This window comes from Bacillus pacificus, from assembly GCF_020861345.1.
GTDB classification, from domain to species: Bacteria; Bacillota; Bacilli; order Bacillales; family Bacillaceae_G; genus Bacillus_A; species Bacillus_A pacificus.
The window spans coordinates 1,217,540-1,231,981 of the sequence record NZ_CP086328.1 but is presented as its reverse complement, the minus strand read 5'-3'; the positions used below and the strand labels follow the sequence as shown (position 1 = coordinate 1,231,981).

Genomic DNA, 14,442 nt, shown 5'->3' with positions numbered 1-14,442 from the left:
TTACTATGTACAATTGGGGCTTGGAAAATTCGTCCACCAAAATTCTTTTTTTCGCTCAAAAGCCAATAGTATCAAGCGTTCACAATTATTTATTACATTTTATTTACAAAAAAAGCAAACTCTTTTACAAGTTTGCTTTTTTCTATCTTATAATGCACATTCCTCAATCTCAAATCCTAAATCTTCAATCATACCCCAGTCTGCAGTCGGTTCTTGTCCAGCTGTCGTTAAGTAGTCCCCAACAAAAATAGAGTTTGCTGCAAATAAACCGATTGGCTGTACAGAACGTAAATTAATTTCACGCCCTCCTGAAATACGAATTTCTTTCGTTGGGTTTACAAAGCGCATCATCGCCAGCACTTTTAAACATTCTACTGGTGTTAACTCTTTTTGTCCTTCAAGCGGCGTACCCTTTACAGCAACAAGGAAATTACATGGAATGGAATCTGCATCTATACGTTGTAATTCGAATGCAATTTCAGCTCGCTCTTCTATTGTCTCTCCCATTCCAAAGATCGCCCCAGAACATGGTGAAATACCGGCTTGTTTCGCTTTTTGAACTGTATCAACACGATCGTCATACGTATGAGTAGAGCAAATGCTTTCGTAATTATTCGCATGTGTATTTAAGTTGTGATTATAACGATGTACACCCGCTTCGGCTAAACGTCCTGCTTGATCTTCGTTTAAGAACCCTAAACAACAACAAATCTTCAAGTCTGTCGTTTCACGAATCTCCTTAACTGCTCCAATTACGTGATTCACCTCTTTATCTGTCGGGCGACGACCAGATGCTACAATACAATATGTACCCGCTTTACGACGAATTGCTTCATGTGCCCCTTCTACAATCTTTTCCTGCGTTAGCCATGCATATTTATCAATCGGTGCTTCTGAAATAATAGACTGTGAACAATATCCGCAATCTTCAGGGCATAATCCAGACTTCGTATTAATAATCATATTTAATTTTACTTTCTTACCAAAGTGATGATGGCGAATGATATACGCAGCATTCATAATTTCTAAAATCTCTGTATCGTCAGCCTCTAATATCGCTATTGCATCTTCTTTCGTAATCACTTTCTCTTCTACTACGTCGTATGCAAGTTTTTTCCAATCCCTTTTTGTTTGTACTTGTTTCATTTCATCTCTTCCCCTCTTTTTTTATATGCACAAATAAAGCATGATACGTTGCCATTATCCCTTCATTTCCCGTGAAGTCTCTTTCGTATATGCGAAGCATCGCACGAAAGAGTGAGGGACTTTGACAATATGATTCTTCATTACTATTGGTCGCTCCTACTTTACGAATAGAATGTAGAAACTCCCTAACTTCTGTAAATCTCTCTATGTAACACGTTTCAGAAACATGTACATCCCCTGTTTCTATCTCACATATATGGCGCAACTGATTTTTCGAATAAAAACGTTGCCCAATCGATGTTTCATTTTGTATATTTTTTTCTTCTTTCGCCCGCTGGAACGAAGCATGCAATTCTTGAAATGTTTCCTGCCCAAATGTTGAAAAGAGTAATATCCCCTCTATAGATAAATGACGAAATAAATTTGTTATCACTTGTTTTAAATCATTTAGCCATTGAAATGTGGCATTTGAAATAATGACATCATACGTTTCTTCTAGTCGTAATCTTTCGATATCCTCACAATAAAATGTTACATTGTTTACATTTTGTCTAGTTTTCGCAACTGCAATCATACTTTCGGCAAAATCAATAGCTGTAATTTGTGCTTTCGGAAATAAGTTTGATAATTGCTCTGTAACATATCCTGTCCCGCATCCAAGTTCTAAAATACGTATCGATGAATTTGCACTATATCGCCGATTCAATGTAGAAAGTAATGAATGCGCCATCTTTTTTTGTACATTTGCATATTGATCGTAGGATACAGCTGCCACGTTAAATCGTTTTTGTAGTAACGTTTTGTTGATCATGTCGTATCCCCTCTACAAATTGAATGATTTCATTTGCGCAATATTCAAAATTCGTTACGCATAATGCATGTCCAGCCTCACTTACTACTTTTAACTTAGCATTCGCATTCTCTGCCATACTATGAGCTGCAGATAATGGACATATCACATCCTGTTCTCCATGAAGAAGTAACAGCGGGACTTTGACATCTATTAATTCGTTTCTCATATCTGTTTCTATTAAATAATCTAAGCCTAATTGTAATGACTGAATCGAGTCTCCTTTAAAATTCAGCGCAATCTCTTCAAAACTCGTATTCTCTTTCAGTTCATCTTTTGTAAACATATTTTCATAAAACCGCTTGAGCGTATCTTCTTTCTTTCTCGCCACATTCTTTTTCAGCCGCTCTACATGCAAAGCATTCCATCCACTCATATAGTCGCTCGAATTTGTAAATTTGGCAGTACCACCAATTAGTACAATACCTTTTGTCTGAATCTTTTTATGTGCTTGAACTGCCGCTAACGCCCCTAATGACCATCCAACTAAAATGACATTTTCATCCTTTGCTACATCTATTACTCGACCTGCAAATTCACTTTGTTCTTTCACATTACGCCAATTGATACATTGAACAGAATACTCTTTAAAATACGGCAGAACTAAAGTCCAAACACCTTCTTCCATTCCCCACCCAGGAATAAAAATAATCTTTAGCTCTTTCATACGAAAAACCCCTCTTCTTTACCAATGCGTATAATATGGTGAATAGCCCATTGCAAATCAGCTATTGTATGTTGGGACGTAACTGCAAAACGGACCCGTGAACTATTAACTGGAACCGTTGGTGGACGAATTGCAATTGCAGCAATCCCTACCTGTTGCAACCTTTTACTAAACCGTAAAGCTGTTTCATTTGAACCGACTACGATCGGTACAATGTGAGTTGAGCTATTTCCAATATCAAAACCAGCTTCTCGTAAATGGTTTCTGAAATATGCTCCATTCTCTATAAGTCTCTCTCTTCTTTCATTATCTTCTTTTACAATTTCAATTGCTTTTTGTACCGCTCCTAACGTTCCTGGCGGTAATGCAGTAGTAAAAATAAAACTTCTCATCATATTGTGTAAATACTCTATATAAATTGCATCGCCTGTCAAATACGCACCATAACACCCTAAAGCCTTACTAAACGTCCCCATATGTATATCTATTCTTTGAGCAAGATCTTCTTCTATATGGGATAATCCAGCTCCGCCACTTCCATATATTCCACTCGCATGTGCTTCATCAACTATAAGAATTGCCCCGTATTTCTCTTTCAGCTCTACTAACTCCCTTACATACGCAGTATCACCATCCATACTAAAAACAGTATCTGTTACGATTAATTTCCGCTGTTCAGGTGACGCTGTTTTCAATAACTTCTCTAAATGATCCAAATCATTATGACGATACCTTTTATGCTCTGCCCCACTTAATATAATTCCATCAACAATGCTTGCGTGATTTAATTTGTCACTAAACACAATATCGTGACGACTCACTAATGAAGAGATCACACCAATATTTGCGGTATATCCACTATTCACAACTAAGGCTTTTTCAGTGCCTTTCCAATCGCATATACTTCTCTCAACCTCTTCATACAGTGAATAGTTCCCTACCACGAGCCTTGATGCTGTCGCCCCAGTTCCATATTTTCTTGTACATGCGATAGCAGCTTCTTTTAACCTTTCATCTCCAGCTAACCCTAAATAATTATTTGACGCTAAATTTAGCATCCTTTTCTCATCTCGAATAAGCCATGTCTCTTCTGCTTGTTCTGTTACATGCAAATTACGATACTGCCCTCGCTCATGTAATTGTTGCAATTTAGATTGAAGATGTGTGCGCCACGTTTGATTCATTTCGGATAAGCTCCTCTAATTTTGAAATCATTATATATTCTTTAACAGATTCCAAGACTTCTTCTTTTGTAAACTCACCTGCAAAGAATGGTAATAAACCTAAAACTGGTACCCCACTTAGCTCTTCAATCATTTCTTTATTTTCTTGCACTCTTTCCATTTCGCATTCTTTGCAGCCAGATAAAATGACACCTGCTACTGTTAAACCATATGCCTTTGCATAAGCGATCGTTAAAACTGTATGATTTACTGTTCCTAATGTAGGGCGTGCTACTACAATAAGTGGAAGTTGTAATTCTTTTGCGAAATCAATTACTAAAGCGTCCTCTGTATATGGAACAGCTAATCCACCTGCTCCTTCTACAAGTAGACTATTAAAATCTTTCAATCGTTCATTATAGTGATGAATAATGTCTTTTAACGTTACTGTCCTTCCAGCTCTTTTCATGGCAAGTCTCGGGGCAAGCGGCTCTTCAATAGAGTAAGGGCAAATTTCCTCTTCTTTTGTCGGTACACCTGATAATGCTTTTAGCCTTGCTGCATCTCCCTCTGGATTTGATGCAACATGTCCACTTTGCAACGGTTTATATACCCCGATGTTATATCCCAGTTCTCTAAATACACCTGCTAATGCACCGGCGACAACAGTTTTCCCCACTTCAGTATCCGTTGCTGTTATAAAAAAACCGCTCATTATTCTCCCTCCGTAACATCCGAGATTGCTTTATACAAAATACGTAACATATCATCAATCTCATCAATTGTAGAAGCAAGAGGGGGCATAAATACAATCGTATTACCGAGCGGGCGCAAAATCATACCCAGCTCCCTTGAGCGTTTACATACTTGAACACCGACTCTCTCTGTCCATTCAAACGCTTCTTTCGTTTCCTTATTCTTCACAAGTTCAATTCCAACCATTAACCCGCATTGACGAATATCCCCTACATGTTTATATGCAAAGAGGTCTTCTAATTGCGTCGCCACATATTCTGTTTTACGTGCCACCTCTTCTATTAAATTTGTTTTTTCATATAGTTCTAGATTCGCAATTGCTACCGCACACCCTAATGGATTCCCTGTATAACTATGTCCGTGGAAAAATGTTTTTTGTTCTTCATAGCCTCCTAAAAAGGCATTATAAATTTCATCTGTCGTTACAGTAATTGCAACTGGTAAATATCCGCCCGTTAAACCTTTTCCGGCTGTCAAAATATCCGGCGTTACATTTTCATGTTCACATGCAAACATTTTTCCAGTACGCCCAAATCCAGTCGCTACCTCGTCTGTAATAAATAGAACATTATATTTTGTACATAAATTACGTAGCCCTTTTAAGTATCCTTTTGGCATTGTAATCATACCGCCAGCACCTTGCATTAAAGGTTCTACAATAATCGCCGCAATCTCTTCATGTTTATCTTTCAGCAGCTCTTCCATTTCTTCTAAATGCTTTTTTACAATTTCCTCCTTATTATTTCCATAAGGAGAACGATATGTATATGGATAAGGCATTTTAATCGCTTCGAATAAAAGCGAACTATACACTTGGTGAAACAAGTCTATTGCTCCCACTGAAACAGCTCCAATTGTGTCACCATGATACGCTTCTTTTAATGTAACAAATCTTTGTTTCTTCGGTTTTCCTTTATGCTGCCAATATTGAAAGGCCATCTTAATTGCAATTTCAACAGCGCTAGAACCGGAGTCTGAATAAAACACTTTCTTCAAACCTTCTGGTACAACTTCAATTATTTTTTCGGCTAATAAAATAGATGGAACGTTAGCAAGCCCTAACATAGTAGAATGGGAAATTTTATTTAATTGCTCACGAATTGCCTCATCTAGTTCTGGCACTTGATGTCCATGAACATTTAACCAAATAGACGAAACACCGTCCCAATATTCATTTCCATTTACATCGTATAGCTTTCTTCCCTCTCCCCGTTCAATAATGACAGGATCTTCTTCTAAATAATCCTTCATTTGTGTAAACGGATGCCATACATAGGCCTTATTTTTCTCCGATAACTCTTCATATGTATATGATGGTTTGTCAGTCGTACTCTTACTAAAAGTCACAATTGTCACCCCTAATGTTAACTAGTTTATAAATATAGTTAACATTAAAACTAAATGACTGTCAATTATTTTTAAATCAAGTAGTTCTTAAAAAAGAACAACTTATCATACGATAAGTTGTTCTACTTTCCATGTTGTATCTTTCCGATTTCTAAAATAATCTCTTCATCTTTTTTTCCTTCTGTTTCAATTCCAAGTTGTTTTGCATGTTCAATCAATAGATCATGGCGCTTCTCAAATCTAGCCTTATTTACTTCTTTCGTAATTTCTTCTTTTGTTTTTCCATCAGTAGAAACCCCTAGTTTCGTAGCTGCTTTCTCCATCGACTTCTTCTCTTCAGCTTCTTTCGCTTTCTTCACTTCTAACTGCTGTATTTGCTTTTGCTTCGCCTGCTCTGATTCAGCTGCAAAAGCTGTGTAAATGCCAGCACTTCCGCCAATGACTAGTAAAGTGGTAAAAAGAATTATTTTTTTCTTCACTCTTTCCTCCCCTTTCAAATTCATTATAACGCACATTTTCCCAGGATTAAAATCGTTCTCCTTTATTCCCCTAAAAAATCATTGAATATTTTTATTGACATGTGAGACGAATATATGATAAAAATTTAACTAACATCATATGAATCGGCATTGATAGGATTTAGTAGTATTTCGATTTCTGCTTTCAGAGAGCTGGTGGTCGGTGCGAACCAGTACAGAGCGAATTATGAATTACCCCCTGGAGCTTCTTTTGCGAAACGTAAGGAGTAGTGAAAGACGGTTATAGACCGTTATATCTAAAGAGTGGTGAAACGACACTGTTTCACAATTTAGGGTGGTACCGCGAATTTTTCGTCCCTGCATATGTTGCAGGGGCGTTTTTATTTTATTAGCGCATATCATACGACCCTTTATTTTGTGATACATTCATTTCACAAGCTAGGGTGGTACCGCGATTTCTTCGTCCCTGCATAATTATATGCAGGGACGTTTTTTTATCCAATCATTTCCGTATCATATTAAAGAAACAACAATTACCGGTAATTTGTCACAAAATTCTAAAATTTAGAAGGAAATAAACAATATTGGCGAATTTTATATAAAAAAGAGCTATTTTAGATTACTTAGGAGGGGAAAACAATGGTTTCAAAAATTGAATCTGTTCTTTTAACAGTATTTATCTTTTTCTGCATTGGCTTTAGTGTTATCAAATTAGAAGTTTCACCACACATCCCAATTTTATTTGGTATCGTTCTTTTATTAGCATTTGGATTTATGAAAAAAATTGATTGGTCTACGATGGAAAAAGGAATGATAAGTAGTATTTCAGCTGGTATTCCATCTATTTTTATATTCTTACTTGTAGGCGTATTAATTAGTGTTTGGATCGCTGCTGGAACAATTCCAACTTTAATGGTATACGGCTTCCAGCTTGTATCTCCAAAAATTTTCATTCCAACTGTTTTTGTTGTTTGTGCAATTGTTGGAACAAGTATCGGTAGTGCCTTTACAACTGCCGCAACTGTAGGACTTGCCTTTATGGGCATGGGTAGTGCTCTCGGATACGATCCTGCTCTAATCGCTGGTGCAATTATTTCTGGTGCATTCTTTGGGGATAAAATGTCTCCTTTATCTGATACAACAAACCTAGCGCCAGCTGTAACGGGTGTAGATTTATTTGAGCATATTCGTAACATGCTTTGGACAACAGTTCCAGCTTTCATTATTGCTTTTATCGCATTTTTCATTTTAGGAAGCGGTACTAGTGGAGACGTTGACTTCACAAACTTCATTAGCGCATTAGAGAAAAATGCAACGATTTCTATCTTTACACTTATTCCAATTTTATTACTGTTCCTATTCGCATTTAAAAAAGTTCCAGCAGTTCCAACATTACTTGCTGGAATTATAGTAGGGATCATTATCCTCTTTATATTTAAACCTAGTACTTCTTTAACTGATTTAATGAAAATTATGCAAGACGGTTACGTTTCTAAAACTGGTATGAAAGATATTGATAGCTTATTATCTCGCGGTGGCCTGCAAAGTATGATGATGTCAATCGCTCTTATTTTCCTAGCTCTTTGTATGGGAGGATTATTACAAGGAATGGGTATTATTACGCAGCTAATGAATATCATCTCTAGCTTCGTAAAAACTAGCACACGCTTAATTATTTCTACTGCTTCAACTGCAATCGGTGTGAACTTCTTACTTGGGGAGCAGTACTTATCTATCGTTTTAACAGGACAAGCATTCGCTAATAAATATGATGAAGTCGGTTTAGAACGTCGTAATTTATCACGTGTATTAGAAGATGCAGGTACAGTTATTAACCCGCTCGTACCATGGGGAGTAAGTGGCGTGTTCTTATCGAACGTCCTTGGCGTTCCAACTTTTGATTACGTTCCATTCGCAATCTTCTGCTTAGCTTGTCCAGTTGTAACAATCATCGTCGGCTTTACTGGATTTGGCCTTTCATGGAAGAAGGAAAAAGCTGTAACACTTTCATAATATATTAAAAAGGATTACCTGAATCGGTAATCCTTTTTATATTTCTCCACTATCTATTTGCTTTCTTTCTTCTAAATAACAGAAGGAATCCTGCTCCAACAAACGCCAAACCTGCTCCAATTGTAGAAACAACACTTGTACCTGTTTTCGGTAAATCACGTTCTTCTTTCTTTTCACTTACAGTTGTTGTTTCTTTTGCGTTTTGATTATCCGTTGTAGTTTGTCCAGATCCTGTATTATTACCTTCATCTGTTGGTGGTGTCGTTGGATTTTCTCCATTATTTCCTTTACCTGTTGGTGGTGTTGTTGGATTTTCTCCATTATTTCCTTCACTTGTTGGTGGTGTCGTTGGATTTTCTCCATTATTTCCTTCACCTGTTGGCGGTGTTGTTGGATTCTCTCCACCAGTTTCTTTATCATCATCGTTCTTCTTCGTTATATCAATTGCATATTTAGCAAATTCATTTTCAGATGGTCCAACATATGATATTTTTCCATCTTTCTTTATATACTTTTGTGCATTTGGTGAAGAATCGAATGTTGTATGTAATTTATCGGCAACAATCGGTTTAAACGTCCAATTTTTATCTGCTGCTGGATCAATAACTGGCGTTTCTTGCATATACTTCACAATGATTTGACGCGTTTCATCTTGTGATTGGTATACAACCTCCCCTTTGCTTACACCCGGGAACGTTTGGCTGCTTCCGCGATAGTTATTTGTAGCGACGATGAATTCTTGATTGTCAGCTACTGGCTTCCCTTCATATGTCATATTTACAATACGGTTCGTATTTGCATTTACAACTTTTCCATCTTTATCGTATTTCCCCGGTTGTGTTACATCAATTTCGTATTTTAAGCCATCTAAAATATCGAAGTTATATGTAGGATAACCTATATTTACTAACGGCTGTTCTTCTGTTTTCTTTGGATCAATTTGATTAAACTGACCTGCAGACATTTCAAGCCATTCTTTCACTTGTGCCCCATTTACTTTTACAGCATATAACGTATTTGGATATACATATAAATCTGCCACGTTTTTAATCGCTAACGTTCCAGCTGGAATGTCCGTATAATATGTAGCACCGTTTCGGCCACCTGCTTTAAATGGTGCACCCGCAGATAAAACTGGAATTCCTTTATATTTTTCGTACTCTGGTTTTTTAAATTCCTCTTCTACATACCATTTTTGTGCATTTGTCACAAGTTGTACAGAAGGATCATCCTGTACTAATGAGAAATAACTATTAATTGGCGCTGTCGTTTTTCCTACAGCAGTATTCACATAATCAATTGTCGCTTGATGATCATCTTTAATTTCATTAACTAAATTTTGATCAGATTGTACGAGTGGGTTTCCTTTACTATCAGCAATCGGACGAAGTTGCGGCTTCGATTGCTCTTTTTGTACTTCCCATTTTCCATTTACTTTTTTCAATTGCATATCAATAATACCTAAGTTACTTCCAAAGACACCAGGCATTACAACTGGAACACCATTAAATACGTCCTTCACTTCCGTATGTGAATGTCCCATTAATACTGCATCTACACCAGGAACTTCTGTTAAATAATACGATGCGTTTTCCATGCCAACGTTGTATCCACTCTTATCAACACCTGAATGCGCTAGTGCAACGATAACATCGGCACCTTCTGCTTTCATTTTTGGCACCATTTTTTTCGCTGTTTCAACTATATCTTTTGCTTTCACTTTTCCTTCTAGATTTGCTTTATCCCAGTTCATAACTTGAGGTGGAACAAATCCCATTACGCCAATTTTCACTTTTTGTTTTTGACCTGATTCATCTTCTACTTCTTTTTCAAAAACATGATATGGTTTAAAGTAATTTTGATCATTCTCTTCATTATTATCTTTATCATCTTTATAGACGTTCGAGTTAATAACCGGGAATTCTGTTTTACTAATTACTTTGTTTAAATAATCTAAACCGTAGTTAAATTCATGATTCCCAAGAGAGATGACGTCATACTTCATTAAATTCATTAAACGATATAATGGGTGCGTATAACTAGGATCCACAGGCTTCTTCGGATCATTTATTTTATTCGCTACATAATCTCCAAGCGGTGTCCCTTGTAATGCATCCCCATCATCAAACAGGACAGAGTTTTTCGCTTCTTCACGTGCTTTATTCACAAGTGTTGCAGTTTGCACGAGACCTACTTTATTATCGGTTTTCGTTTGATAATAATCGTAATTCATTAAGTTAACGTGAATATCTGATGTTTCTAGAATTCGTAAGTTAACCGTACTCTCCCCAGTTTGCTCATCCGCATGAGCTGCTGCTGGCAATACTTGCGGCGCTATAACACCAATAGCAAGAGTTGCTCCAGCTAGCATTTTTTTTGACTTTTTCACAAAAAATCCCCCTTATACAATTACCAAAAATAATGAAATGAATCCATCTCTAATTACATACCTTTTTTCTTCTATTGGAGATAAGATTTTCATTTCATCCTGCGTTAATGAGTAGTCCTCTTAAACGCTCGATTGGTGAGATTTTACTCATCGGGAAATAAAGCCCTACTAATTAAAATTTCACCTTATCTGACATTATCATATATAATGTACTTTCATATCGTCAATATTTTTTGACATACTTCTACAAATTTTCTGTAAAGTTATTGTAAACTTTTCATAAACATATAATATGCCCTTACATTGTTAATACTGCTGAATATGATACAATTACCAATTACAAGGAGGATGAATTTATGAAAAAAGTCATCTTAACAATTGTTTGTCTCCTCCTTCTAATCATTTCTTATTCTTATTTTGAAAAGAACGATGAGACAAAACAAAATGAACCCGAAGAAAAAACAGAAAAAACATCTACTCCAAGTTGGATTGATAAGCAAACAAACGATTCCTTCTATCATCTCGTACTAGGTGATTCGCTCGCCAAAGGATATGGATCGACACAAGGTGGATTTGCTGAATTAGCCTCTAAACAAATAGAAGCACAAATTCATAAACCAATTACTGTAGAAAACCTTGGGATAAACGGTCTTACAACAGATCGTCTCGCTAAAAAGGTTGAATCAGAAGATGTAAAGCAAAAAATTAGAGCAGCCAATATTATTACAATTAATATTGGGGGAAATAATTTGTTTCGCTTAAATCGTGATGTCGGTGTTATAGACGGTATTAAAATGTTAAATAAAGAAAAAGCTCATTTTGAAGCGGATGTAAAAAATATTGTAAAGACAGTCCGAGATCAAAATCCGGATGCTTTACTCATTCTTTCTGAACTCTATAACCCGTTACAACTCGATGACTCCATCGCAAGTTATGCAGATATGTTTTTAGATGGCTGGAATGAATCTGTTTATTCCATTGCAAAAGCAAATCAACCATCTATCGTTTTACCAATTCGCAAATTAATATCAAATGATAAGAAAGAATTACTCTTTGACCAAGTACACCCTAACGATAAAGGCTATTCGATTATTGCCGATTCCTTTACAAAAAAAGTGTTGGCCTACAAATATTAAAATTCATATGAAACAATTCTATTTTTATAACATGTCTTTTTTGTTACAATGAGAGTGGAAGGGGGCCTTTATATGGAATCACGCGAGTGGGAACGTATTGTTGATCATCTTCTTTCGCTAGTGCCTCTTTTTTATCGCAAATTTATGCTTCCTGGAGAATTTTCTTCTCAAAGACATATGCCGCCATCACATACACAAGTATTACTGCTTCTGCATGAAAATGGCACATTAGCAGTTTCCGAAATCGGCAAGCGGCTAGCGATTTCACGGCCTAACATGACACCTCTATTAAACAAACTGATCCAAGAAGAACTAATAGAGCGTCATTATAGCGAAAAAGATCGACGGGTCATTTTAATTTCCCTGACAGCTGAAGGGAAATTGTTAGTAAATCAGTATCAACAATTCATTTTAGACAAATTAAAAGAAAATTTCCAAACGTTATCTGAGGAAGAACGTGAAAAACTCATTCACTCTCTTCAAACCATTCAAAATTTAATTTTGAAAACAAACGCATAAAGCTGCTTCTAAATAGAAGCAGCTTTATGATTCGTAATAATTACCATAATATACATTTGAATATGGCCATGTCGTTAAATACGGTTTATGTTCTTGCGTAGGCTGTTGTTGTGCTATTTGCTGAAATTGTTGCTGTTGATACACTCCAACTTGCTGCCTCATATCATTTACTGGATAATAATTTGTATATGGGTATACTTGAGGTACATAGTAATAATACATTCATTCTCTCCCCCTTTTTCTTAAACATATTCAAAGGAGAAAATGAATGTGCCATTCTTTATATTTGTACAAGTGGTTCTCTCACTTTTTTCTTTCTATTCTTCAAACGTAACTTACGGTTCTTTTCATACAAATAATGCACAACAAAATATGAAATTACCCCAAACACAACTCCTAAAATCGTCATTCCAATTAATACATACACTTCACTTTGTAATAACCCCTTTAATATCGTAAAAATATGACTCGAAAACAAGTCAGATATTGTAAAGGGTTCATGATGTATTTTTTTCACATGAAATGGATAAATCATTTTTCCTAACGCATAAGCAAATGGAAATAAAAATACCGGTAAAAATGATATTTTCCCGATAATATTGCCAATCACCGCAGCAGGAAAAGATCCCTTTGCTAACCTGACGATTGGATAAAATATTAAATAGACGAGCGATGCTGTATATATAACCAACATCTCTAAACCAAAACCAATCGCAAAACCTAACGATACTTTCTTCGCTCCTTCTGGTGATCGAAGCAACTTATAATATTGAAACTTTAATATTCTCCACATCCGCTGAAAAAACGAATATGTTTTCTTAGTTGTTTTCAAATTCATCATCTCTTTAACTATATTTTTTTATCTAGTATGTCCTTACATGATATGAAAAACAAATTTAGTTTACTCTTTTTATTATAAATGATATAAAGATGGTTAACCAAATATACATACGACATTTCAATATAAAAAAGCACACCTCCAGTTATTTATATCTAACAACTGAAGGTGTACATCCTTTAGGAAAGCTCTTCTACATTTTTAAATAAACTTACTAATAATGCTTTTTGCGCATGCAATCGATTACCGGCTTGCTCAAATACGATAGATTTTGGTCCATCTATAATTTCGCCTGTTACTTCTTCTTCACGATGGGCAGGTAAACAGTGTAAGAAACGATACGTTTGCTTCGCATGCTTAACAAGTTCTTTATTAATTTGGTATGGTTGAAATAAAGTATATTTCTCTTCTTCTCCCTCTTGCCCCATGCTCATCCAAACGTCAGTATAAATGAAATCTGCTTCACTCACCGCTAATTCAGGATTATGCAAAATTTCAATTTCCGCTCCTGTTTCTTCAGCAATCGCTAATGCTTTTTTTACGATTTCCTCATTCGGTTCATACCCTACAGGTGTTGCAACAGTCATATGCATTCCGACTTTTGCACTCGCTAACAACAATGAATGACATACATTATTTCCGTCACCGACGTAAGCCAATTTTATTCCTTTAAATGTATTTTTTTCTTCGTATATTGTCATTAAGTCTGCCAATGCTTGACAAGGATGATGATCGTCCGTTAAACCGTTAATTACTGGTATGCTCGATTCTTTCGCAAGCTCTTCTACATCAGCATGTGAGAATGTACGTATCATGATCCCGTCAATATACTGCGATAATACTTTCGCAGTATCTGAAACGCTCTCCCCTCTTCCAATTTGCATCTCTTTTCCACTTAAAAACATACCGTGTCCCCCGAGCTGTACCATTCCTGCTTCAAAAGATACGCGAGTACGAGTTGAATGTTTATCAAAGATAAGCCCTAATATTTTGCCTTGCAGTAAAGGCTCTTGCTTATTCTTTTTTAAATATATTGCGAACTCAATTAAAGAAATAATTTCTTCTTTCGTTAATTCTTCTAGTGTTAAAAGGTCTTTCGTATTTAATTTCGGTACTTGTACAGTTGACATGAAACTTCC

The 14,442-nt window shown here is 36.1% G+C and carries 14 protein-coding genes and 1 other annotated feature; of the genes, 3 read left to right on the top strand and 11 right to left on the bottom strand.

Annotated elements, in window-relative coordinates:
* Positions 1-147 precede the first annotated feature (147 nt).
* From bioB to LMD38_RS06470, 7 genes are all read right to left on the bottom strand, one after another.
* Entirely contained in the window at positions 148-1,146 is a 999-nt protein-coding gene (gene bioB / locus LMD38_RS06500; RefSeq protein ID WP_000815866.1) for a biotin synthase, read from the bottom strand.
* A gap of 1 nt (position 1,147) precedes the next feature.
* Positions 1,148-1,957, bottom strand: a complete 810-nt coding sequence (bioC, locus tag LMD38_RS06495) for a malonyl-ACP O-methyltransferase BioC (RefSeq protein WP_016718435.1) — start codon at positions 1,955-1,957, stop codon at positions 1,148-1,150.
* Positions 1,923-2,663, bottom strand: a complete 741-nt coding sequence (locus tag LMD38_RS06490; protein ID WP_016718436.1) for an alpha/beta fold hydrolase — start codon at positions 2,661-2,663, stop codon at positions 1,923-1,925. The genes bioC and LMD38_RS06490 overlap by 35 nt, the downstream gene beginning before the upstream one ends.
* A complete protein-coding gene (gene bioF, locus LMD38_RS06485) occupies positions 2,660-3,847 on the bottom strand; it encodes an 8-amino-7-oxononanoate synthase (RefSeq protein ID WP_061183932.1) in 1,188 nt (395 codons plus the stop codon). The genes LMD38_RS06490 and bioF overlap by 4 nt, the downstream gene beginning before the upstream one ends.
* The gene (gene bioD, locus LMD38_RS06480; protein ID WP_016718437.1) at positions 3,813-4,541 is read right to left on the bottom strand and encodes an ATP-dependent dethiobiotin synthetase BioD; all 729 of its coding nucleotides are present in this window, start codon (positions 4,539-4,541) and stop codon (positions 3,813-3,815) included. The genes bioF and bioD overlap by 35 nt, the downstream gene beginning before the upstream one ends.
* Positions 4,541-5,833, bottom strand: coding sequence for an adenosylmethionine--8-amino-7-oxononanoate transaminase (gene bioA / locus LMD38_RS06475; protein WP_407654682.1), 1,293 nt, complete (start codon positions 5,831-5,833; stop codon positions 4,541-4,543). Before bioA ends, bioD begins: the two co-directional genes overlap by 1 nt.
* Before the next feature lie 218 nt (positions 5,834-6,051).
* Entirely contained in the window at positions 6,052-6,408 is a 357-nt protein-coding gene (locus LMD38_RS06470) for a hypothetical protein (protein ID WP_061183942.1), read from the bottom strand.
* A 141-nt stretch (positions 6,409-6,549) separates the two neighbouring features.
* Positions 6,550-6,770: a binding site (T-box leader), on the top strand.
* 277 nt (positions 6,771-7,047) lie between these two features.
* On the opposite strand from LMD38_RS06470, the gene nhaC reads away from it, so the two are divergent.
* On the top strand, positions 7,048-8,421 hold the full coding sequence (nhaC, locus tag LMD38_RS06465; protein WP_000253747.1) for a Na+/H+ antiporter NhaC: 1,374 nt from the start codon (positions 7,048-7,050) through the stop codon (positions 8,419-8,421).
* Positions 8,422-8,470: 49 nt separating this feature from the next.
* Here the strand turns inward: nhaC and cpdB are convergent, their stop codons facing one another.
* On the bottom strand, positions 8,471-10,792 hold the full coding sequence (gene cpdB / locus LMD38_RS06460) for a bifunctional 2',3'-cyclic-nucleotide 2'-phosphodiesterase/3'-nucleotidase (RefSeq protein ID WP_228920356.1): 2,322 nt from the start codon (positions 10,790-10,792) through the stop codon (positions 8,471-8,473).
* 374 nt (positions 10,793-11,166) lie between these two features.
* Between cpdB and LMD38_RS06455 the strand changes: the two genes are divergently transcribed.
* Positions 11,167-11,946 (top strand): GDSL-type esterase/lipase family protein, encoded by a 780-nt coding sequence (locus LMD38_RS06455; protein ID WP_000755837.1) that lies wholly within the window; start codon positions 11,167-11,169, stop codon positions 11,944-11,946.
* Between the two features lie 72 nt (positions 11,947-12,018).
* A complete protein-coding gene (locus tag LMD38_RS06450) occupies positions 12,019-12,465 on the top strand; it encodes a MarR family winged helix-turn-helix transcriptional regulator (RefSeq protein WP_000445817.1) in 447 nt (148 codons plus the stop codon).
* A gap of 24 nt (positions 12,466-12,489) precedes the next feature.
* Here the strand turns inward: LMD38_RS06450 and LMD38_RS06445 are convergent, their stop codons facing one another.
* The 3 genes from LMD38_RS06445 to argF form a co-directional block, all read right to left on the bottom strand.
* On the bottom strand, positions 12,490-12,687 hold the full coding sequence (locus LMD38_RS06445) for a hypothetical protein (protein WP_016718441.1): 198 nt from the start codon (positions 12,685-12,687) through the stop codon (positions 12,490-12,492).
* 58 nt (positions 12,688-12,745) lie between these two features.
* Positions 12,746-13,306, bottom strand: coding sequence for a DUF2062 domain-containing protein (locus LMD38_RS06440; protein WP_011040649.1), 561 nt, complete (start codon positions 13,304-13,306; stop codon positions 12,746-12,748).
* Between the two features lie 176 nt (positions 13,307-13,482).
* The gene (gene argF / locus LMD38_RS06435) at positions 13,483-14,433 is read right to left on the bottom strand and encodes an ornithine carbamoyltransferase (protein WP_016718443.1); all 951 of its coding nucleotides are present in this window, start codon (positions 14,431-14,433) and stop codon (positions 13,483-13,485) included.
* Positions 14,434-14,442 lie beyond the last annotated feature (9 nt).